This is a genomic window from Staphylococcus sp. TCBT05 (assembly GCF_055179755.1).
The window spans coordinates 1073548-1094520 of the sequence record NZ_JBUQDQ010000038.1; the positions used below are offsets into that span (position 1 = coordinate 1073548).

20 protein-coding genes are annotated in these 20973 nt (G+C 32.3%); 8 read left to right on the top strand and 12 right to left on the bottom strand.

Annotated features, from left to right (window positions below; genetic code table 11):
• Positions 1-228: 228 nt before the first annotated feature.
• Complete coding sequence (locus ACY191_RS12240; protein WP_042738221.1) at positions 229-1278, bottom strand: glycosyltransferase family 4 protein; 1050 nt, start codon at positions 1276-1278, stop codon at positions 229-231.
• Positions 1279-1682: 404 nt separating this feature from the next.
• Here ACY191_RS12240 and gdpS point away from each other — a divergent pair, with 404 nt between their 5' ends.
• The 4 genes from gdpS (at position 1683) to pepT (ending at position 5719) form a co-directional block, all read left to right on the top strand.
• Positions 1683-2753, top strand: coding sequence for a GGDEF domain-containing protein GdpS (gene gdpS, locus ACY191_RS12245; protein WP_107512802.1), 1071 nt, complete (start codon positions 1683-1685; stop codon positions 2751-2753).
• 443 nt (positions 2754-3196) lie between these two features.
• Positions 3197-3958, top strand: a complete 762-nt coding sequence (locus ACY191_RS12250; RefSeq protein WP_042738219.1) for a threonine/serine exporter family protein — start codon at positions 3197-3199, stop codon at positions 3956-3958.
• A 15-nt stretch (positions 3959-3973) separates the two neighbouring features.
• Positions 3974-4474 carry a threonine/serine exporter family protein gene (locus ACY191_RS12255; protein ID WP_371130123.1) on the top strand — a complete coding sequence of 167 codons (501 nt, stop codon included), beginning with the start codon at positions 3974-3976 and terminating at the stop codon, positions 4472-4474.
• A gap of 12 nt (positions 4475-4486) precedes the next feature.
• Complete coding sequence (gene pepT / locus ACY191_RS12260; protein WP_107512803.1) at positions 4487-5719, top strand: peptidase T; 1233 nt, start codon at positions 4487-4489, stop codon at positions 5717-5719.
• 255 nt (positions 5720-5974) lie between these two features.
• Here pepT and ACY191_RS12265 read toward each other — a convergent pair whose 3' ends face one another.
• From ACY191_RS12265 to ACY191_RS12275, 3 genes are all read right to left on the bottom strand, one after another.
• Positions 5975-7099 carry a glycerate kinase gene (locus ACY191_RS12265; protein ID WP_042738217.1) on the bottom strand — a complete coding sequence of 375 codons (1125 nt, stop codon included), beginning with the start codon at positions 7097-7099 and terminating at the stop codon, positions 5975-5977.
• 357 nt (positions 7100-7456) lie between these two features.
• Positions 7457-7777, bottom strand: coding sequence for a bacillithiol system redox-active protein YtxJ (ytxJ, locus tag ACY191_RS12270; protein WP_042738216.1), 321 nt, complete (start codon positions 7775-7777; stop codon positions 7457-7459).
• A 158-nt stretch (positions 7778-7935) separates the two neighbouring features.
• Positions 7936-8823, bottom strand: coding sequence for an EMYY motif lipoprotein (locus ACY191_RS12275; protein ID WP_229366999.1), 888 nt, complete (start codon positions 8821-8823; stop codon positions 7936-7938).
• A gap of 126 nt (positions 8824-8949) precedes the next feature.
• Between ACY191_RS12275 and ACY191_RS12280 the strand changes: the two genes are divergently transcribed.
• The 3 genes from ACY191_RS12280 to ACY191_RS12290 all read left to right on the top strand — a co-directional run bounded on the left by ACY191_RS12280 (position 8950) and on the right by ACY191_RS12290 (position 10890).
• Complete coding sequence (locus ACY191_RS12280; RefSeq protein WP_042738214.1) at positions 8950-9474, top strand: GrpB family protein; 525 nt, start codon at positions 8950-8952, stop codon at positions 9472-9474.
• A gap of 164 nt (positions 9475-9638) precedes the next feature.
• Positions 9639-10559, top strand: coding sequence for a UDP-N-acetylmuramate dehydrogenase (murB, locus tag ACY191_RS12285; RefSeq protein WP_042738213.1), 921 nt, complete (start codon positions 9639-9641; stop codon positions 10557-10559).
• A 16-nt stretch (positions 10560-10575) separates the two neighbouring features.
• Positions 10576-10890 (top strand): CHY zinc finger protein, encoded by a 315-nt coding sequence (locus ACY191_RS12290; RefSeq protein WP_229366998.1) that lies wholly within the window; start codon positions 10576-10578, stop codon positions 10888-10890.
• Positions 10891-10969: 79 nt separating this feature from the next.
• On the opposite strand, the gene ACY191_RS12295 is transcribed toward ACY191_RS12290, so the two are convergent.
• Positions 10970-11296: a PH domain-containing protein gene (locus ACY191_RS12295; RefSeq protein ID WP_042738211.1), complete on the bottom strand. Its 327-nt coding sequence runs from the start codon at positions 11294-11296 to the stop codon at positions 10970-10972.
• Between the two features lie 351 nt (positions 11297-11647).
• Here ACY191_RS12295 and ACY191_RS12300 point away from each other — a divergent pair, with 351 nt between their 5' ends.
• Complete coding sequence (locus ACY191_RS12300) at positions 11648-12160, top strand: transposase (RefSeq protein WP_229366997.1); 513 nt, start codon at positions 11648-11650, stop codon at positions 12158-12160.
• A 184-nt stretch (positions 12161-12344) separates the two neighbouring features.
• Here ACY191_RS12300 and ACY191_RS12305 read toward each other — a convergent pair whose 3' ends face one another.
• From ACY191_RS12305 to nrdI, 7 genes are all read right to left on the bottom strand, one after another.
• Positions 12345-13385: a ferrated catecholamine ABC transporter substrate-binding lipoprotein SstD gene (locus tag ACY191_RS12305; RefSeq protein WP_042738209.1), complete on the bottom strand. Its 1041-nt coding sequence runs from the start codon at positions 13383-13385 to the stop codon at positions 12345-12347.
• A 110-nt stretch (positions 13386-13495) separates the two neighbouring features.
• A complete protein-coding gene (locus ACY191_RS12310) occupies positions 13496-14296 on the bottom strand; it encodes an iron ABC transporter ATP-binding protein (protein ID WP_229366996.1) in 801 nt (266 codons plus the stop codon).
• Entirely contained in the window at positions 14293-15252 is a 960-nt protein-coding gene (locus tag ACY191_RS12315) for an iron chelate uptake ABC transporter family permease subunit (RefSeq protein ID WP_229366995.1), read from the bottom strand. Before ACY191_RS12315 ends, ACY191_RS12310 begins: the two co-directional genes overlap by 4 nt.
• On the bottom strand, positions 15242-16210 hold the full coding sequence (locus ACY191_RS12320; protein ID WP_042738206.1) for an ABC transporter permease: 969 nt from the start codon (positions 16208-16210) through the stop codon (positions 15242-15244). Before ACY191_RS12320 ends, ACY191_RS12315 begins: the two co-directional genes overlap by 11 nt.
• Positions 16211-16896: 686 nt before the next feature.
• A complete protein-coding gene (nrdF, locus tag ACY191_RS12325; protein ID WP_042738205.1) occupies positions 16897-17865 on the bottom strand; it encodes a class 1b ribonucleoside-diphosphate reductase subunit beta in 969 nt (322 codons plus the stop codon).
• A 232-nt stretch (positions 17866-18097) separates the two neighbouring features.
• On the bottom strand, positions 18098-20203 hold the full coding sequence (gene nrdE / locus ACY191_RS12330; RefSeq protein WP_042738204.1) for a class 1b ribonucleoside-diphosphate reductase subunit alpha: 2106 nt from the start codon (positions 20201-20203) through the stop codon (positions 18098-18100).
• Positions 20166-20564, bottom strand: a complete 399-nt coding sequence (gene nrdI / locus ACY191_RS12335) for a class Ib ribonucleoside-diphosphate reductase assembly flavoprotein NrdI (RefSeq protein ID WP_107512128.1) — start codon at positions 20562-20564, stop codon at positions 20166-20168. Before nrdI ends, nrdE begins: the two co-directional genes overlap by 38 nt.
• Between the last annotated feature and the right edge of the window lie 409 nt (positions 20565-20973).

Sequence of the window (20973 nt, forward strand, 5' to 3'; positions counted from 1 at the left end):
ATATTGTCCTTCGTCATGTAGTCTATTAAAGAGAAAACATTTCAAAGAGTAGCGTCATATGGCATTGCTCGTTTTCAACCAGTCTTATAGTTATATTAGCTCGATTACAAACACTTAATAATTTATTTCTTATTAAATACTCAAAGATATTCATTCTATTTTAACTTACTACAATGCTAAAAATAAGACCTATTCGACTTAGCCGAATAGGTCTTATTTGATCAGCAATTAATCATGCTTTTCCTTATTTTCTATTAATTTCAATAATGGTCTATAATCATCGTCTATCAATCCCGTAAACTCTACAATTAATTCTATTGTTATCAGTATCAAGATTAACATCATCAAGACACCCCATGGTTGAGATAGATACAAGATGATACTCGACAAACTGAACAATAATGCTATCGAATAAATTAACATGACAGTTTGTCGATGCGTGTATCCTAAATTCAATAATTTGTGATGTAAGTGCGATTTATCAGCTTGCATAATATGTTGACCCTTTTTCACACGTCTAATCATCGCAAATAATGTATCGATAAATGGTACTGCTAATATAACAATTGGGAAGAATAGCGATACAAATGTAATATTTTTAAAACCAAGTAGTGACAAGAACCCAACTATAAATCCAATTAACAAGGCACCACTATCTCCTAAGAATATTTTTGCAGGATGGAAATTAAAACATAAAAATCCGAGCAGTGAACCAATTAAGACACTACAAATCATAATAATAAAAACATTTGCCTGCAAAATTGCTATAAAACCTATTGTAATTAATGCAATCATCGAAACACCTGATGCCAAACCATCAAGACCATCAATTAAATTAATCGCATTTGTAATTGCGACTATCCAAATCACCGTAATTGGAATAGCTAAGATTCCGAAATGAATGGTCGGACCAATTGGCAATGAAATAAAATCAATTGTCACACCATAATATACTACTACTAATGCTGCAATAATTTGACCTAACAATTTCAATACCGGCTTCAAATCGTAGATGTCGTCTATCAATCCTACTAAATACATTAACACTGCACCAATAACCAAAGGTTTAACTTCCGTTTCAATTGGGTGCCCTAACCATATTCCTAATAAAAAAGATAACAAGATTGTAGTTCCGCCAAGAACAGAAACAGGTTTTGTATGAATCTTTCTGAAATTAGGTTTATCTACAATACCTAATTTATGGGACACCTTTATGATAATTGGTGTGAGTATTAAACTGACAATCATTGAAAAAATGATTAATAATAACGTATACATCAGTTCACCTTCAATAAAATAATTCAAAATTATTTAGATTTAAATTTTAGTAAATGAGTTATTCTTTATAATAATAAATTCACTAGTTCATTATGTATTCAACGTATAATATATTTATAACAGCATAATGTATTGAGCAAATTATATTCTCTATAAATCACTTAACTCTATCATACATGATTCGCTTTTACATATACAAATGGTAATGAGATAATGACTACTAAATGTACAAAATAGTTAATATTTTTATATAATAAGCGAATTATTATTTAGTTATTTCCTCAAACAAATATTTTAACATGAAATTATAGTGATTGTTATAACTTTCTGTTTACATATTGATGACAAAATGTAAGTTTTCACTTACAATAACTAAGGGTTATTCAAAAGGAGCGTAAAATAAAATGTTCGAAGCAATTATTTACAATATTTCAGTTATTGTAGCAGGAATCTATTTGTTCCATCGATTACAATATTCCGAAAATCGAAACATGGTGTTTTCTAAAGAATATGTAACTGTATTAATGACAATTGTTGCATTATTATTATCGGCCTATCCAGTAACGATCTTTAATGAATATTCGTTGTACTTAACATTTGTTCCTATTTTATTTCTAGGACGCTTTACGAACACTTTCTACACTGTGTTATCAGCAATTATTGTGGCATTGATTAATGTCTTATTAGGCAATGATACGGTGATAGCTGCAGTTATACTTGTAGTCATAGCTATTATTGTAGGCGCAGTTGGTCCATTTTTAAAGCAAAATGATATTATATCCATTCAAATTTTGAATGCGATTGCTTTAATTATTTTTGCAATATTGTCGTTAATAAGTCCATATTATGAATTTAAAGAAGTGCTTTATCTTATTCCGCTATCTTATGTGTTATCAATTGCCTCTTCATTTACTTTTGTAGATATGTGGCATTTCTTCTCGTTAGTTAATCGCTATGAGAATGAAGATAAGCTAGATTACTTAACTGGCTTAGGCAATGTAAAGGAATTTGATAGACATTTAAACGAAGTGACACGTATTGCCGAAACAAATAACGAAAGCCTAGGATTATTGTTAATCGATATTGATGGCTTTAAAGATGTTAATGATACTTATTCACATCAATCTGGTGATGCTGTCCTTAGACAAATAGCACAGCTATTGAAAAACTATGTCCCTCAACAATTTAATATTTTTCGTAATGGTGGCGAAGAATTTTCAATTGTCTTAAACGACTATACTTTGGATCAATGTGTAAAGTTAGGTGAAAGTATACGTGCAGGCGTAGAACAATCCACATTCCATTTACCAAATAAAGAAGTTATTAAATTGTCTGTCTCAATTGGTGTTGGTTATTTAACACAAGAAGATTATAAGTCACAACGAAAGGTCTTTAAAGTTGCAGACGATATGTTACACATGGCTAAGAATGAAGGCAGAAATCAAGTCATGTTTAATCCTATTGTAAAACTTTAATACAACCTATTTAATCATGTAGTACTGTTCGTACTATTCAAATTTAATTGCAACAAGTCTTATTACTTTTATTCAATAACATTAGGACACATCTATATAAGATGATTACTGACGTATTAAACGCAGTAATCATCTTTTTTATTGCGCGTCGTTGATTTTATAATATGATATAAGACACAGTTGTCATCATTTTAAAAATAGCCAGCTAATAAAAGACACTAACATTATTACTTAAAATAGAGCATCACCTATTTTAGTAACATTACAGCAAATAGTTTACGGCGATTGCACAATTATTTATATTTTAGCCTATTTATTACGTTATTAATTAATAAGAAATATTAAAAAATGATGACGGAATAATCATTGCTATTGAAAGTTCTAATTGTACACTGTAAACTTTCAATTGTTCTATAAACTACAATTATGGGGGTGAATCATCTATGTCAGAGTCGATTACAATCATTGATGAAGATAAAGTCATCGATGTCGTACTCATAGCTGGGAGAATATTATTGGAGAGTGGCGCTGAAACTTATCGCGTAGAAGATACGATGAATCGTATTGCTGCAAGTTATGGATTAGATGATACATATAGTTTTGTCACTTCCACAGCTATTATATTTTCACTAAACAATCGTACTAATACGCGACTCATACGTATTCGTGAGCGTACGACGGATTTGGAGAAAATTGCATTAACCAATAGTCTCTCACGTAAAATTGCTAGCAAACAACTGGATATCGATGAAGCAAAGTCAGAACTCATTCACTTACACCATGCTTCGTTACAATTTTCATCTATAACAAAATTCTTTGCTGCAGCAATTGCTTGTGGATTCTTTCTCTTTATGTTTGGAGGCGTTATGCATGACTTTATTTATGCAATATTGGCAGGAGCCGGTGCTTTCTTGACCTTTGACTTCGTGCAACGCTTTATTCAAATCAAGTTCTTTTCAGAATTTATTAGTGCCGCAGTAGTTATAACAATTGCAGCATTTTTTACACATATAGGATGGGCACAAAACCAAGATATTATCACTATTGCTGGTGTTATGCCATTAGTACCAGGAATATTAATTACGAATGCCATTCGTGACTTAATGGCTGGTGAGTTACTTGCCGGGATGTCTCGTGGTGTCGAAGCTGCCCTCACATCTTTTGCAATTGGTGCAGGCGTTGCAATTGTCCTATTACTATTTTAAGAAAGGAGCAGTAAAATGGTCTTGATATATTATCTTCTCCAATTTGTTATTAGTTATTTAGCTACAATGCTTTTTTCTATTATCTTTAATGCACCACGACGCTTATTGTTAGCATGTGGTTTTGTTGGCGCTATGGGATGGTTTATTTACAAATTAACGGTTGATTTAGATTTAGGTAAAGTTATGGCATCATTTTTAGGTAGCTTTATCTTAGCCTTAATGAGTCATGTGATGAGTCGACGTTATAAGAGACCTGTCATTATCTTTATTGTTCCAGGTATCATCCCACTTGTGCCTGGTGGATTAGCATATGAAGCGACACGCTTTTTAGTCAGTAATCAATACACACACGCAGTTAACACATTCCTAGAAGTGACATTAATTTCAGGTGCCATTGCCTTTGGAATATTATGTGCTGAAATAATTTATTATCTCTATACACGCATCAAACAATATTTTGGTAAAATGAATGGTAAGATATATAAAAAATCTTATAATATGAACAACAGAGCTTAAGAGGTGTTAACTATGAAAAAAGATATAATCGATCGTTTAACAAAATACGTCATTATTGATACACAATCTGATCCTGAATCAAATACAACACCATCTACTGAAAAGCAGTGGAATCTATTAAATTTATTACAACAAGAGTTAACAGATTTAGGTTTAGAAACTGAATTAGATGACAATGGTTATTTATTTGCAACCTTAGCAAGTAATGTTGAAGCGGATTTACCGACCGTAGGCTTTTTGGCACATGTTGATACGTCACCAGATTTTAATGCTACAAATGTAAATCCACAAATAATCGAAAATTATGATGGCAATACTATTAAATTGGGCGATACAACACGTGAATTATCACAAGATGTCTTCCCTGGCTTAAAGCAAGTCGAAGGACATACATTGATGATAACTGACGGTACATCTTTATTAGGTGCAGATGATAAAGCTGGTGTTGTGGAAATTATGGAAGCAGTAAAATACCTTACTGAACATCCAGAAATCAAACACGGTGATATTCGTATCGCCTTTACTCCTGATGAAGAAATCGGTAAGGGACCTCACGCATTTGATGTGGAACGTTTCAATGCTGATTTCGCTTATACGATGGATGGTAGTGAGTATGGAGAATTACAATATGAAAGTTTTAATGCTGCAGAAGCGAAGATTACATGTCATGGTGTGAACGTACACCCTGGTTCTGCCAAAAACACTCTTATTAATGCTATATTACTCGGCCAACAATTCAATGCCTTATTACCACAACAAGAAGTCCCTGAACGTACAGAAGGTTATGAAGGATTTTATCATTTGATGAAATTTAATGGTGATGTAGAGAAAACAACGTTACAATATATTATTCGCGATCATGATCGCGAACAATTTGAATTACGTAAAAAACGTTTGATCGAAATTAAAGAAGATATCAACACACATTATCAAGATGATCCAATCGAAATAGAAATCAATGATCAATATTATAATATGGGTGAAAAAATTGCCGAAAACCCACACGTTATTGATATCCCAAAACGTGTTTTCGCAAATCTTGGTATCGAGCCTAATACAGAACCTATACGTGGCGGTACAGATGGATCACAACTCTCGTATATGGGCTTACCAACACCTAATATTTTTACTGGTTGTGCTAACTTCCATGGCCCATATGAATATGCCTCAATTGATGTTATGGAAAAGGCAATCGATGTAATAATTGGTATTGTACAAGAAGTCGTTAACACATACGAACAATAATTTATCTAGGAGTATTCAGGTCAATCGTTAGGTTATTATGATTATCACTTGTCACATTCGATAGAGAAAACAAAGAATGTAGCTAGTCGTAAAAGATTATGGACAGAAAAATCGATGATTTTTACATTTTCACAGTAAAAATCATCGATTTTATTTTTTAGTCTGAAAGACTAAAGTCCCGGATCCATATACTATTTATTAATAATATGCTGAATTAATCGCATTCTACGAACATAACATAAACTTTATTCTAATTTATTTTGTCGAATCAAAATCTGTTTTTAATAGCTTAATAGCTTGAACAGCATAATGTCTGATTTGAATTCCCATTTTAAAATCAGTAAAATACTTTGGCATTTGAATAAACGTATTAAACATAGATGTAACACCCATTGATTCAAATAAATCAAACTTATCGTCAGTCGCACATATCGCAATTGATGGTTTATGATGCTTCGTCGCTAATTCCGCAATACGAATCGTCGTCGTTTCTAATAAACGGTCTTCTTCACTTACACCCTCGCCAAATATTACTAAATCAGCTTGTGCTATCAGCGATTCCAAGTGCGTAATTTGGTCAACCAACTCATGACTAGTCATAATCTCAGCATCATATAAAGCATGAAGTACAGCTGCAATACCACCACCTGCACCACCTTTAGCAATTGGACCAAGCGCGAGTTTCATTTCACTTTTAAATATTTCACTTAAATACCAAATCAAGTTATCAATTTCTGCCGCATCGTTTCGCTCAAGACCTAATTGCTCGTGAAGTTGAATAATTTCACTTTCCTTACCATACAATTTACTGTCAAAATCTGACATCAATTGTAACCTGACATCTTTAAGTTGTGGATGTAACCCAGAAGCGTCTATTTTTCGAATATATTTCAATACACGCGTTCCTTCAGTGACATCGACTTCATTTGCTTCATCATCGTAAAACTTCATACCTAATGCTTGCAACATACCCGCACCACCATCAAAACTATCAATACCACCTAATGAAATAATGATATGTTTAGCATGATTTTCCAAAGCATCTACGATGAGCTCTCCTAAACCATAACTCGTACGTTGATTGATTGGTTTAGTCCCTTTTAAAAATAAATTCCCTTCAATGACAGTTACATCATTATCCGTAATACCATAAACAGCTTCTACTTTATTCATATCTGCATCATGTGTCATAATTCTGTATTTCGTTCCCGATTGCCATAAAAATACAGAATCCATTAACTCATGACGACCATTAAATAATGGTACTTGAACGATATCTGCACGTTCAATCTGGCTCGCTACCGCTTCTTCCACATATCTATTCGCTTGGTAACTTGAAATAATACCATTAAATTCATCCATCGCCACTAATACTTTCATCTTGTCACCTCAAAATATTTATATTAACAACAATTACTATATACTAATTTAAGCATTATTTATTTCAATACATAGTACAATTCAAAAATAGTTAGTGAGTCACAAACGACTTAATGTCGTCACTACATGCTGATTTTATACACATGTGGCACGCTTCCCACTCACGAAATGATATAGCTACAAAATTTAAGTGCTATAATTTGGCGCACTATCATATCGCAAGCTATAATTTCCCATTCATTTTTACATTATACATGTCATTATCATTTTTTTCACATTAAAAGATAAAATAAGCGCTTGTGATAGGTTTCCATATTAGAAACATACTACAAGCGCTTGTGCTAATTTTTAAGTTTATTATTCTTCAGCATTTGCTAAAGAACTTACATTGATATTTTCGTGATCTGCATTCCAAACCGCTTGTCCCTTCACAAAGTAAAATGCTTGTGGCGATTCGTGCTTTACATTTGTCTTCTCTTCAATATAGTTAGATAATTCACGTTCTTGTTGAACGACTAAATAGTATCCATCCATATCTCGTTCATATAAAAATTTGTTAAATTGATCAAATGCATCTGCTGAAATAGGACAAGTTTCACTATGTTTCAGTACAAATACATAACTATTTTCTTCAATAACTTGTTCAAACTGGTCAATCGAACTCAGCTTTATAGCCATTCTATTCACCTCTAAAAATATTTAACACACAATAAGTTCCAAATTGTGTGAAAGTGCCACGATATTAACATATCATCGTTTCCAATTATACACAATTACCTTTTTGTTGTTAACCGTTTATTTAAATTCTTATAACTAATCAAAAATATTATCTCGTTTTAACTATCTTTAATTTTTTTATACTTCTTGTTAAACGCTTTATCATAACGTTCTAGGTCTTTCCCCTCTTTAGGTAATGCATCGATATCCATTTTCTCTATTTTTTCACTTATTTCTATCGTTTCTTCTCTTGTTTCATAATAATTTTGTAAACTATAGTACATTTCTATTGCATTTTTACGCGCATCATTGACGTAGCCACTAGTGATTTCTGTTTTATTTAAATCTCTAATTTCCTTAGTAATCAGCGGCATAATATCATCGTTAATTAATTTTTTTACCTTTTGAGGATCCGAAGAATCAAAACCATCATCTACAGTTGATTTTAATGCTTTATTATTTTCTTCTAATTTTTCCTCAAAATATTTCACATCTGATGTTTCGCCAGCTTTTTTAGCTTTTTTCATATTTGCCTCAACCTGCGAACGATTCTTCTCAAATAATTTCGTATAATCTAATATGTCTTCATTAGCCTTTATAGATTGATTATATAAATCGACAAACTTTTTTGTTTGATTTAGTGCTTTTTTCTTATCTTGAACAACCTCTAGGTATTCAGATTTAAGCGCTTTGGTTTCAGCAGATTTAGCAGGTAAATGTTTCGCTGCCTTTTCATATGCATCCATTTTAGGAATAACCTTACTATTTATTTTATTTTGTAAATCATTAAACTCTTGCTTATTCTTATCAGTGGTGTCTGTTTTACTTAAATCATCCAAACGTTTAAGTTGGATACTGTCCATTGCTTCTTCTACATTCTTCCCTTTATTTTTAACATCATTCAATGATTTGTTAAAATCTCTAAATTCAGAAGACCATTTATGACTACATGACGTTAATATGATTGATATACTAAGTAATAAAACGATGCAAAGTATTCTTTTCATTTCTGCACTCCTTATTATTCCGTATTATACAGAAACTTATTTAACTTGAAAATGATATGTGATATATTATTTCAGAATTTACAGTTTAACAAGAATAAAATCAGAATAAAAGGAGCGCTCAACTTAATGTATTCTCAAGTACAAAATTTTATCATTGAGGATAAAAACATTGATTTTGCACAGCAGTATGAAACGCTTAGTACAACTTTATTTAACCTTTTAGATACGCCCGTAAAATCAACGCACCATATTGGTGGTACGAAACATTTTAATTATCCTACCGAACCTATCTTAGACATTCTTGTAGGAGTAGATAATTTACATGACATAACATCTTTAGATGAAAAACGACTGAATTATGCTGGCTTCTATCGTTTACATCATCCATATAAAAAGAAAGTGGTCATGGCTCAATTTAATAACCTTATTGATTTAAAGCAAATCGCCCGTCTACATATTATCCAAAAGGATTCTACGCTATATAATGATTACTTATTAAGTACAAAGTATTTGGAAAATAATCCATCAGCAGCGCAAACTTTTGGAAATGCTAAACAAAATATTGCTCAACATGCACCTACAATTCGTGCATATGAGAATCAAAAGCAACAGTTATTCTCTAAATTATTAAAGCAAATACATACAGATTAATTTGAATCGCTTTTTACGTTCACTTTTCATACAGACATGGTATAATCAACTCAAATTTTAATAGATGTATAAGTTTTGTGATTAACTAGCATACTATTTAGCAAATACCCACAAATATTGCTATAATGTATAAATGAATTCACTAGGAAAGGACGTACAATACATTGCATAAAGATGACATCTTAAAGGAATTAGAAGCAATTGTACCTAAAGATATAATAAAGATTGATGAACCTTTAAAGCGCTATACATATACAGAAACTGGTGGTCAAGCAGATTACTACTTATCACCAACCACACATCAACAAGTGCAAGCGATTGTGCACTTTGCTTATTCCAATGATATTCCTGTTACTTATTTAGGTAATGGATCAAATATTATTATTCGTGAAGGCGGCATAAGAGGTATTGTTATCAGCTTACTTTCACTCGATTATATTGAAGTTTCAGATGATGCTATTATTTCTGGAAGTGGTGCTGCAATCATTGATGTTTCACGCACTGCAAGAGATTATAGTTTAACTGGTTTAGAGTTTGCATGTGGCATTCCGGGTTCTATTGGTGGTGCTGTATTTATGAATGCGGGCGCCTATGGAGGCGAAGTAAAGGATTGTATTGATTATGCTCTTTGTGTAAACGAAAAGGGAGAATTAATCACCTTAACTAAGCATGAATTAGAATTAGATTATCGAAATAGTATTGTTCAGAAACAACACCTTGTAGTTTTGGAAGCTGCTTTTACACTAGAACCAGGTCATAAAGAAGACATTCAATCGAAGATGGATGATTTAACTGAACGCCGAGAAACAAAACAACCATTAGAATATCCTTCATGTGGTAGTGTATTCCAACGCCCACCTGGACACTTTGCAGGAAAACTAATACAAGATTCAGACTTACAAGGTCATCGCATTGGTGGAGTTGAGGTTTCAACAAAGCATGCTGGCTTTATGGTTAATGTTGATAAAGGTACAGCCACAGACTACGAAGATTTAATACATTATGTACAAAAGGTCGTTAAAGAAAAATTCGATGTGGAGTTACATCCAGAAGTACGAATTATCGGAGAGCATCCGCAAGACTAGTTAGGAGACAGATACAATGGTTAATATTTATGGTCCAACGGTAGATAGCGAAGGCAGATGCACACATTATCAAACGCCTTTAGACATTATTTCAATTAAATTTAAATGTTGCGATAAATACTATCCATGCTATAAATGCCATAACGAAAGCGAATCACATCCTATAAAGCGATGGGGATCAGACGAATTTAATGAACGTGCAATTTTGTGTGGTGTTTGTAAACACGAAATGACAATTAACGAATATATGATGATTGAGGCTTGTACAGAATGTAATGCGCATTTTAACAACCGTTGTAAATATCACTATCATCTTTACTTTGCTATTTAATGCATAATAAAAACCAGACCTTTTCAAATCCCGGAAAGGTCTGGTTTCTTAATATGAATATTTCATTCTTCTTAATTATTTATGAAGGCATTTGTGACTTAACATAATCCACAAAAGTTTGGATATCACCCTTTTGTAGTTCTTTTATTGGCATTGGTCCCACATTAAAGACAAATTGAATACTATCGTCGTGTGCTTCAATCTGTTCAATTTCATTATAAGCAATACTTCTATAATAAAATTCACCATTCATATCTACATTTAAAATCAATCGCTCATTTGTCGCAATAAAGGCACCTTCGAATTCTGAAGTACCATGCATATTATACTCAATCGTCCCTAATACAGTAGGACCTTGCTCTTCTGTTGGATATAAATCATTAGGATTCACTTTATCTAATATCATCATTGCACCTCTGTTCTAATGTAATTACTCAGTTTCCTTTTAACATTAAACCTAGAAACGTCACCTTAATTTAGTGTTTATAAACCATTTACCCTTTCCATTTCTAAAATAACACAATTCTACTTTAATCCAAGGTTATTTAAAAGACACTATATTTACGTATGTTTGTTGCAAAATACCTAATTAAACATTGTCATTCTTATGTCTAGATTCAGATGATCTTATCAATAATACAAAGTACAGTAACGAATCTAGAACATAAATACCTAGCATTAAACCCAGTAAAGATTTTTGATGAGCTTGTTATTGTTATCGATACTCAGTATTGTTATTGCTCGCTTACCTAGGGGGATGGCTCAATCCTTGATGTCGACACTCACCCTACTCACTCAAGTGTCTCGCAAACAATACGAAGTTCTTATATATAATTACTACAAAAATAATGACTATGATTTTAAAAGAGGTTTCAAATTAGACGAATGTGATGATTGTTCAGGGTGTCCACACCCCAACCGATATAGCAAACATAATTCGGAGACTAATAAAAAAGTTTTGAGGAATTATAATTGGGAATCTTTCAAAACTAAAATAAATCAACAGCTTTCAGAACCAGAAATACAAAGATTCTACAATCAAAATAAAATTGAGATAGAAGCTGTTTTTGTATTATTAAAGGCTATTTGTGGATTTACTCGTATGTCACTTCGAGAAATAACAAGGATAAAACATGAACTCGGATTAGCATTATTAGCTATCAATATAAGTAAAATAATAACACTAAGTGATAATCAATTTGATAATAATAGAAAAATCGATAATTTTTACATTTTCACAGTAAAAATTATCGATTTCATTTTAGTCTGAATACTAATGTTCCAGACTCTTTCATTCTAGGATCTAAATCCCAACCTTTTAGGTCTTATGATTATCTACAATCAAATTCGATACGTATAGAATACATTCAGTTACTTTATTAACAGTACGAATTTCATATCTAGACAATGCATTTAAATCATTTTAACTAACATTTCCCCACTCTAGATGTTAATTATTTTTTGTCTAATGCTTTTTCAACTTCATCCATTTGTTTAATGGCAGTTGTAGTAGAACCACTTGCAAAGTACCATAATTTAGGATCTAGTTCATAGACTTTATTATGTTTTACTGCATCTACATTTTTAATTACATCATTGCCTAAAGCTTGTTTCGCTGTTGATTTACCACCGATTGCTTGTCCGCGGTCCATTGCAAAGATAATTGCTGGATTTTTCTCAGCAATATATTCATTTGTTACATTTTGTCCGTGTGTACTTCCTTTAATATTATCATCAGCAGCGGTGAAGCCCATTGTATTGAAGATTAATGAACCAAAACGATCACCAGCACCATAAGTAGATAATTCACCTTCATTAACTAGTAAGAACATTGCTTTTTCGTCTTTCATGTCTTTCGTTTTATCTTTTACTTCAGCGATTTTATCATCTAATTTTTTATTTAAAGATTTAACTTCGCTTTCTTTATCGTAAATTTTACCAAGTTTTTCAGCATTTTCTTTTAATGAATTAACTTCATTTTTGTTATCTACACCTACATAAACCACTTTTGCATCTGGTGCTGCTTTCTTAAATTCATCTAAGTTTTTCTGATTAGCCGTACGACCAGATATGTATATAACGTCAGGTTTAGCAGCAGCTACTTTATCATAATTAACTTCTTTCAGACTACCAGTATTTAAGTATTTTTCATCTTTAAAATCACTTAAGAAATCTGGTAATGATTTACCACCTTCACCTTTAGGCACAGCTTTAACTTTGTCTGCTAAGCCAAGTTCTTTCATTGTGTCTAAAGTTCCATAGTCAAAAACTACAGCCTTTTTAGGATTCTTCGGTACTTCTACAGTTTCTTTTACCGTTTTAGCATCGCTACCATCTCGTTTTTCGCCACTTGCTTTATAATTATTTTCAATTTTCACTGTATCTTTAGTGTCCTTGCTTTCTGATTTTTTATCATCAGATCCAGATCCACTATTACCACATGCTGCTAATAAAAACATTAAACCTATAACTAAGACTAAAGCATATTTTTTCATGGTGTTTCATTCCTCCAATTTTTGTTTAATACCCAATCTATCCCACGTTTTAAAAGTAACGCTACGTTTGCATCACTCCCTTCAATGTTTAGGACAAAGACATCTTAGATTTAAATGGATTCTACTAAAGACAGTGCTTCTTCCTCTGTAGACTCATCGAAGTAAACACAGATCCGTTGTCCACGTATTTCTTCGATTTTCACATCCATATCATAAAGTTGTCGTAACACATCCGTTTGAATGACTTCGTCCTTATCACTCGCTTTCACTAATTCACCATGTTTTAACGCGATGATGTCATCTGAGTAACAAGATGCAAAATTAATATCATGTATCACAATGACAATGGTCTTATTCAACTTTTTAGCAAGTTGACGTAACGTTTGCATGATTTGAACAGAGTGCTTCATATCGAGGTTGTTTAATGGTTCATCCAACAAGATATAATCTGTATCTTGTGCAATTGTCATTGCGACATATGCACGTTGTCGTTGTCCACCTGAAAGTGTCTTAAGATAACGATGTCTAATTTCCTGTAATTGAAGTAATTCTAATGCATATTCAACTTGATCCTTATCTTCCCTTTTCAAGTGGCCCTTACAATGCGGAAATCTACCAAAGTTAACTAACTGCTCAACAGTAATATTCAACTCTGTATGATTACTTTGCTTTAAAATAGATAGTTTCTTGGCAAGTTCATTACTTTTAAAATCATTAATCGAACGCCCTTCTATCTCTATCTGTCCTTCTTCAAAGTCCATCAATCGTGTAATCGCACCTAATAAAGTACTCTTACCAGCACCATTTGGTCCAATCATCGATGTGAGCTTCCCTTTTTGGATATCAACATTGATATTCTTTAAAATAGGCTTATCTTGAATTGTTTTATTAAGTCCTGACACACGTATCAATTTGCATTCCTCCTTTTAATTAATAAGTAAATAAAGTAACTACCACCAATTAAATCGATAATAATACTTACTTGTGTTGTCGCTTCAAAGAGATTTTCGACTACTGCTTGCGCAATAAATAAACTCAACCAACTAATACAGATTGTTGCCGGTAAAATATATTTATGTTCATACGTTCTCATCATTTCATGTGCTAAGTTGACTGTTAACAAACCAAGAAATGTAATTGGTCCTACAAGTGCTGTTGAAATTGATACAAGAATAGCAACAAGGATTAACAGTAATCGTGTTAATGTTTTATAAGATACACCAAGATTAATGGCTTGATCTCTACCTAATAACAATACGTCTAGATATGGAATTAATAGTACAGTGACAATAATTAAGACAATAAGTATAATGCCACAAAGGATGACAAGCTTACTATTTGATGCGTCAAAATTAGCAAACATCGCACTTTGAACCGCTAAATAGTCCTCTGGATTAATAATTAATTCAAGAAATCCTGTGATACTTTTGAAAAATGTCCCTAAAATCACACCTACTAATAATATAAAATAAACTGAAACGTCTCCAATTTTAAATATACCTTGGAAAAGTAGTAACGAAAATACCACCATGACGACCAAAGTAATTATAAAATTGAGATACAGATTCGTAACTAATACAGATTGCACACCAAAAGCAAAAACTAACAGCACCTTAACAAACATATAAACCGCATCTAACCCCATAATCGAGGGCGTTAACAACCGATTGGTCGTAATGGCTTGAAAGATGACTACTGAAGCAGCAATTGCTCCACCGACAAGTATCATCAAGATTAACTTCCTTAATCTACTTGAGAATTGATATTGAAAAATTTCAAAATCAATGCCTACGATTGAATAAATGACGCCCACAATCACAGTTAAAGCAATAAGTATCAATAATTTATTCTTTGCACTAATTTGCATGTTGGTGTCTTCCTTTCATTAGCAAGATTAAGAATATAACAGTGCCGAATACACCAATCGTTAAACCAATATTGATTTCATACGGATAGACGACAATTCTGCCAATAATATCTGAAAACATCACAAATATTGCTCCTAACATTGCTGTATGTGGAAGTGCATTTTTCAAATGATCCCCTCTAAAGATAGAAACGATATTAGGAACGATAAGTCCCAAAAATGGTAATGTACCAACCGTCACAACAACTAATGCAGTAATAGTCGCAGTAATAAATAAACCGATGTTGATTATTTTTTCATAATTCACACCTAAATTATTACTAAAATCCTTCCCCATGCCTGCAATTGTAAAATGATTTGCAAAGATATATGTAAGTAACAGTAGCGGAATGCTTAAGTATAATATTTCATACCTTCCTGTTGTTATAATTGCAAAATTGCCGTTTAACCAGTTGCCAATACTTTGAACAGCATTTGTTCTAAGCGCAATAAAAGTTGAAAAACTTGATACTATACCACCGAGCATAATACCTAACAACGGAATAAAAATGACATCCTTAAATTGTATAAATTGAACTAATTTAACAAACATAAAAGTACCTAAAATACTAAGTACGACAGCAAAAGATAATTTAATTAAAATATTCTCTTGCGGGAAAAAAATCAATGATATCAAAATTCCTAACTTCGCCCACTCCATTGTTCCTGCAGTTGTAGGAGAAACAAATTTATTTTGCATCATTTGTTGCATAATTAAACCTGCAAGCGCTAACGTACTTCCAGATATTAAAATACTCACTGTCCTAGGTATTCTACTTGAAACAATGATATTCTTTTGCTCATTTGTTAAATGAAAAATATCAGTTATCGAAACTTTGCTGACACCTATAAACAAAGAAAGGATGGTTAAAATAACTAAAACAGTAAACAACACTGTACCTTTAAGTAAAAATTTCATAATGCCTTCCCTAAATCCCTTCTATTTAATTGCTCCCAATTCTTATTGGTTATGATAATCATTATCACTGTATATATAAAAATTTTACCACGTTCCTAGTTAAATTCAATAGCAATCGAAAATTTTACTTATTTGTTAAAATAATTTATAGAGCTAAACATAATAATTTATTATTTTCATTTGATTATATTTAAATTAAGTGGCTAGGTTTATTTATACATTAGTTGTTGCAAGAGTAGATAATAATTGTCACTATCTTTAGCAAGTGAATACAGTAACTCCACACTGTTAAGCGAATACAAAAAATTAGACAACCTATTTCCTGTACAATACAGAATACGTGTAGTCTAATCGAGTGTTTTTATATAGTTTACAATTAAAGGGTTTAGCATCTTTGTATACTGCTTTTTATAGAGTATTTCTCTAGATTATCCTTTATGGTTTTTGCGACAGTGTTTTGGCGGACTCCCGAGGGAACAGGACAAACTGAAGACCATAGGCTGAATCTGTCCTCTAAGAAAGTAAGCCAACAATACGAAGTAATAACTAAAAAAGCTTCACTCTACTTAGAGCGAAGCTTTTTTCTTAATATTTTACTATAACAATAATTATCTTAAACACATCGCCACTTCAATAACAATATGCATCGATAATTACTGATATATTTAATTACTTAGCAAAAAAGATTAATCCTCAAAGATAAAATCTTCATCTGTCAACGCTTCAACATTCAATGCAAGTGTGTAACCATCACCTTTAACAGAGAAGAAATCATGGTTTTTAGTTGATGTATCTAAAGCATTCTCGATAATTGGATTGAACTCTCTTTCTTCAAAGTATGGTTCAAATCCAAGATTTGATAATGCTTTATTACCGTTGTATCGAACATAATTCAATACATCTTCAGATAAACCAATTTCATCATATAGTGAATGTGTATAAGACACTTCATTTTTATATAAATCATCTAATAATTTATACATTTCTTGATCAGCTTGTTGCTTTTCACTTTCTGATAACTCGTTTCTTAAACTTTGTGCATCCATTCCAGTAAACACACCATGTATTGATTCATCAAGTAAGATTTTACGAATAATTTCACCAGACGTTGTCATTCTACCTTGCCCAGCAAGATATAGTGGATAATAGAAACCTGAGTAGAATAAGAATGTTTCTAAGAATACACTTGATACACGTGCAATATATTGATCATAGATTGAAGCTTCTTTGCCCCATAATTTATGGTAGTTTTCGATAATTTTATCTGATTTATATTTTAAATGAGGTTCTTCAATAACCCATTTATCTAATAAGTAGTTTGTTTCGCTTGAGGGAAGTAATGTCGTAAAAATATGAGAATAACTTTTAGCATGAATTTGTTCCATCATTGCCATGAAAGAATATACAGCTTTTTTACGTAAATCTGTTGTATGTAACATGATAAGTGGCATACCATCATCTGCTTGATGTGTATCCAAACCAGTTAAACCAGCTAACGCTTTTTTAAAAGCATTTTTTTCTGCATCTGTTAACGTCTTCCAACTTGCTATATCTTTAGAAACTTTGAATTCCGTTTCTACCCACATTTGTGAAATATTTTGTCGCCAAAACATATTTGTCATGTCTTCTTGAGTATTCCAATTGACTGCTTTCATTTAGATAATGTCTCCTATTCCAGTATAAATTTATTTAAATAGCGATTATTTACAGTGACAACATAAGCACACAAAGTTAACAGCTAAATCGTTAATATATTAAGACCCTCTTACCGCCCTAATATTAAAGTTACGATTCGCTGTTAACGATGGGTTTCTTATTCATTGATGTAAATATTAAACTGTTGTGTTCACTTACGTTAATAATCACTTTCGTCGTGTTTCACTAAAACTAGATCGAGCAACTTGTACATTCTTCAACACTTAATAATTTATTTCTAGTGTAGTATAAAGACTTTAATCCTTTATGATGTGCATAGACATAGAGTCTAGACAATTCACGTGTAGATATTTCTGAATTCACATATAGAATTGTTGAGATACCTTGATCCACATGTGTTTGAATTGTAGAAATTAAATCGATTAATTTCATTTGGTCAGTATTAAATGCTGATTTATAGTACCACATTGTTTCTGGTGATAAGAATGGCATTGGATAAAATGTTTCCGCATTACCATAAGTACGTCTCTCAATTTGATCAACAATTGGCATAACAGAGCTTGTAGCATTTTGTACATAAGAAATACTTTGTGTTGGTGCAATTGCTAAGCGATACGCATGGAATAAACCATGTGTTTCAACTTGTTGTTGCAATGCTTTCCAATCCTCAGGTGTTGGAATTTCTAAACCATCAAACAATTTACGTACTTTCTCGTATTGTGGTGCAAATGTTTGTGACGTATAGAAGTCAAAATATTTTCCATTAGCATAGTCCGACTTTTCGAAACCTACATATGTTTCTTGACGCTCTTTAGCTATTTCCATTGAACGTTCTATTGAATAGTAATTCATCATCATGAAGAAGATATTAGCAAAATCTTTCGCTTCTTCAGATTCATATCCAATTTTGTTTTTAGCTAGATAACCGTGCAAGTTCATAACACCAAGTCCAACTGAATGCAGTTCACTGTTAGCTTTTTTAACACCAGGTGCATTCTGAATATCTGCTTCGTCACTTACCACTGTCAATGCATCCATACCTGTGTGAACAGAATCTTTAAATTTACCTGATTCCATTACATTCACAATATTTAATGAACCTAAGTTACATGAAATATCACGTTTAATTTCATCTTCTGTACCATAGTCATTGATGATTGATGTTTCTTGTAATTGGAAGATTTCCGTACACAAGTTACTCATTTTAATTTGGCCGATATCTGAGTTAGCATGTACTTTATTCGCATTATCCTTAAACATTAAATATGGATAACCTGATTGTAATTGTGTTTGAGCAATCATATTCAACATTTCACGTGCATCTTTTTTCTTCTTATCAATGTTTGGATTAGCTACTAATTCATCATAATAAGCTTCTAAATCAATATCATCCAAAGTTACCCCATACTCTTTATATACTGTATGTGGTGCAAACATGTGGAAATCCTTGCCTTCCTTAGCTAAATCAAAGAACTTTGAAGGTACGATTAAACCAGTAGAAATCGTAGATAAACGTAAATCTTCATCAGCATTAACCTTCTTAGTATCTAAAAACTCTTCAACATCATAGTGGAAGATATTTAAATATACAGCACCAGCGCCTGGGCGTTGTCCTAATTGGTCTGCGTAGCTAAATCCACCTTCTAATGACTTAGCAACTGGAAGTACACCCTTTGCAACACCTTTAATGCCTTTAATCGCTTCACCACGTGCACGTAATTTAGATAAATTAATCGCTACACCGCCACCAATTTTACTTAATTGTTTAGCTGTTGCATCGATAAAGTTAATTGAATTTAAACTATCATCTACTTCTAATAAGAAACATGATACTAATTCACCACGACGAGCACGTCCTGCATTTAAGAATGTAGGTGTCGCCGGTTGGTAACGTTGTTCAATCATAGCTGAGATAAATTGCTTAGCTGTTGCCTTATGACCATTAGCAAGATAAAGTGCAACAATTACAACGTGCTGTTTATAATCTTCTAGATATTGACTCTTGTCATTTGTTTTTAATGCATAATCTTTAAAGAATTTACTAGCTGACATGTAACTTGCAAAATTGAATTCAATTTGCTTAGCAAAATCAGTAATTTCTTGAAGATCTGCTTCTGAATAAACTTCAAAAACATCAAAATAGAAGTCGTTGTCGACGAGGTAGTGTAGGCGTTCTAGCTCACTATCAAAGTAAATTGTCTTGTCTTGGATTTCTTCTAAATATACTGTTAACGCCTCTTGGTCCTTTTCTAAATTGAAAAAACCATTGTCTTTACGCTTGGTAACTTCGTTATTTAATTCAATATGATTGTATTTCTTCTCGTCTATTATCTTCATTAAAATGCCCCACCTTATCTTTAAATTCGCTAATGTCTTCCTTTGTGCCTTGAACTTCAAACTTCATTAATAATGGAACGTTATATTGTTCCGAAATAGCGCGTCCAGCTTTGGCGAAATTTTGTCCCCAATTTCGATTACCACTTGCTGCTACCGCTCTAATCAAATCATGATTAACCTCTAAAAATGCTTGTACAGGTTGTGGAATTTCACCAAAACCAATTGTACCAGTGACCATAATGAACGGTTCATCCAATCTTTCCGTGCAATTATTCTGCGTAATTTCCATCGTATTCTTCAATTCTGCTCTGGTAATAAAGCGTCGCACATTACCGGAAAATGAAAAATAAACAACCTTCATCGGCACACCTACTTTCTATCTTTGATCTATCCATTAAATATGGAAAATCATATTATTCCACTAATCTATTCACCTAATTTCAATCGTGTAATGCCCCATAGAAAATCATATTATTTAAAAACACAATATATAGTGATCATGTCATCTACATATAGTGATGCAAAAATACATTTTTGAAGTATTACTACTATATTTGTCATGATTAAGTGGCTAAACCAGTGTGATTTTACTTGAAATTTGGTTTATTATATATAAAGTGACTTGAAACCGAAACACAATATATAGTGTTTCGGTTCTGTCGTTAATACTATATTATGTGTTTCATTATACATAAGTCCGAAGACGATTAAAAGCCTTTTTATTTTAGGAAACTGTGGACAAATTTTGAAAACGGAATGAAAATGGCACC

Coding starts and splice junctions, on each gene's coding strand:
- ACY191_RS12240 (WP_042738221.1), bottom strand. CDS start 1,278: ATGTATACGTTATTATTAATCATTTTTTCAATGATTGTCAGTTTAATA.
- gdpS (WP_107512802.1), top strand. CDS start 1,683: ATGTTCGAAGCAATTATTTACAATATTTCAGTTATTGTAGCAGGAATC.
- ACY191_RS12250 (WP_042738219.1), top strand. CDS start 3,197: ATGTCAGAGTCGATTACAATCATTGATGAAGATAAAGTCATCGATGTC.
- ACY191_RS12255 (WP_371130123.1), top strand. CDS start 3,974: ATGGTCTTGATATATTATCTTCTCCAATTTGTTATTAGTTATTTAGCT.
- pepT (WP_107512803.1), top strand. CDS start 4,487: ATGAAAAAAGATATAATCGATCGTTTAACAAAATACGTCATTATTGAT.
- ACY191_RS12265 (WP_042738217.1), bottom strand. CDS start 7,099: ATGAAAGTATTAGTGGCGATGGATGAATTTAATGGTATTATTTCAAGT.
- ytxJ (WP_042738216.1), bottom strand. CDS start 7,777: ATGGCTATAAAGCTGAGTTCGATTGACCAGTTTGAACAAGTTATTGAA.
- ACY191_RS12275 (WP_229366999.1), bottom strand. CDS start 8,823: ATGAAAAGAATACTTTGCATCGTTTTATTACTTAGTATATCAATCATA.
- ACY191_RS12280 (WP_042738214.1), top strand. CDS start 8,950: ATGTATTCTCAAGTACAAAATTTTATCATTGAGGATAAAAACATTGAT.
- ACY191_RS12290 (WP_229366998.1), top strand. CDS start 10,576: ATGGTTAATATTTATGGTCCAACGGTAGATAGCGAAGGCAGATGCACA.
- ACY191_RS12295 (WP_042738211.1), bottom strand. CDS start 11,296: ATGATATTAGATAAAGTGAATCCTAATGATTTATATCCAACAGAAGAG.
- ACY191_RS12300 (WP_229366997.1), top strand. CDS start 11,648: ATGGCTCAATCCTTGATGTCGACACTCACCCTACTCACTCAAGTGTCT.
- ACY191_RS12305 (WP_042738209.1), bottom strand. CDS start 13,385: ATGAAAAAATATGCTTTAGTCTTAGTTATAGGTTTAATGTTTTTATTA.
- ACY191_RS12315 (WP_229366995.1), bottom strand. CDS start 15,252: ATGCAAATTAGTGCAAAGAATAAATTATTGATACTTATTGCTTTAACT.
- ACY191_RS12320 (WP_042738206.1), bottom strand. CDS start 16,210: ATGAAATTTTTACTTAAAGGTACAGTGTTGTTTACTGTTTTAGTTATT.
- nrdF (WP_042738205.1), bottom strand. CDS start 17,865: ATGAAAGCAGTCAATTGGAATACTCAAGAAGACATGACAAATATGTTT.
- nrdE (WP_042738204.1), bottom strand. CDS start 20,203: ATGAAGATAATAGACGAGAAGAAATACAATCATATTGAATTAAATAAC.
- nrdI (WP_107512128.1), bottom strand. CDS start 20,564: ATGAAGGTTGTTTATTTTTCATTTTCCGGTAATGTGCGACGCTTTATT.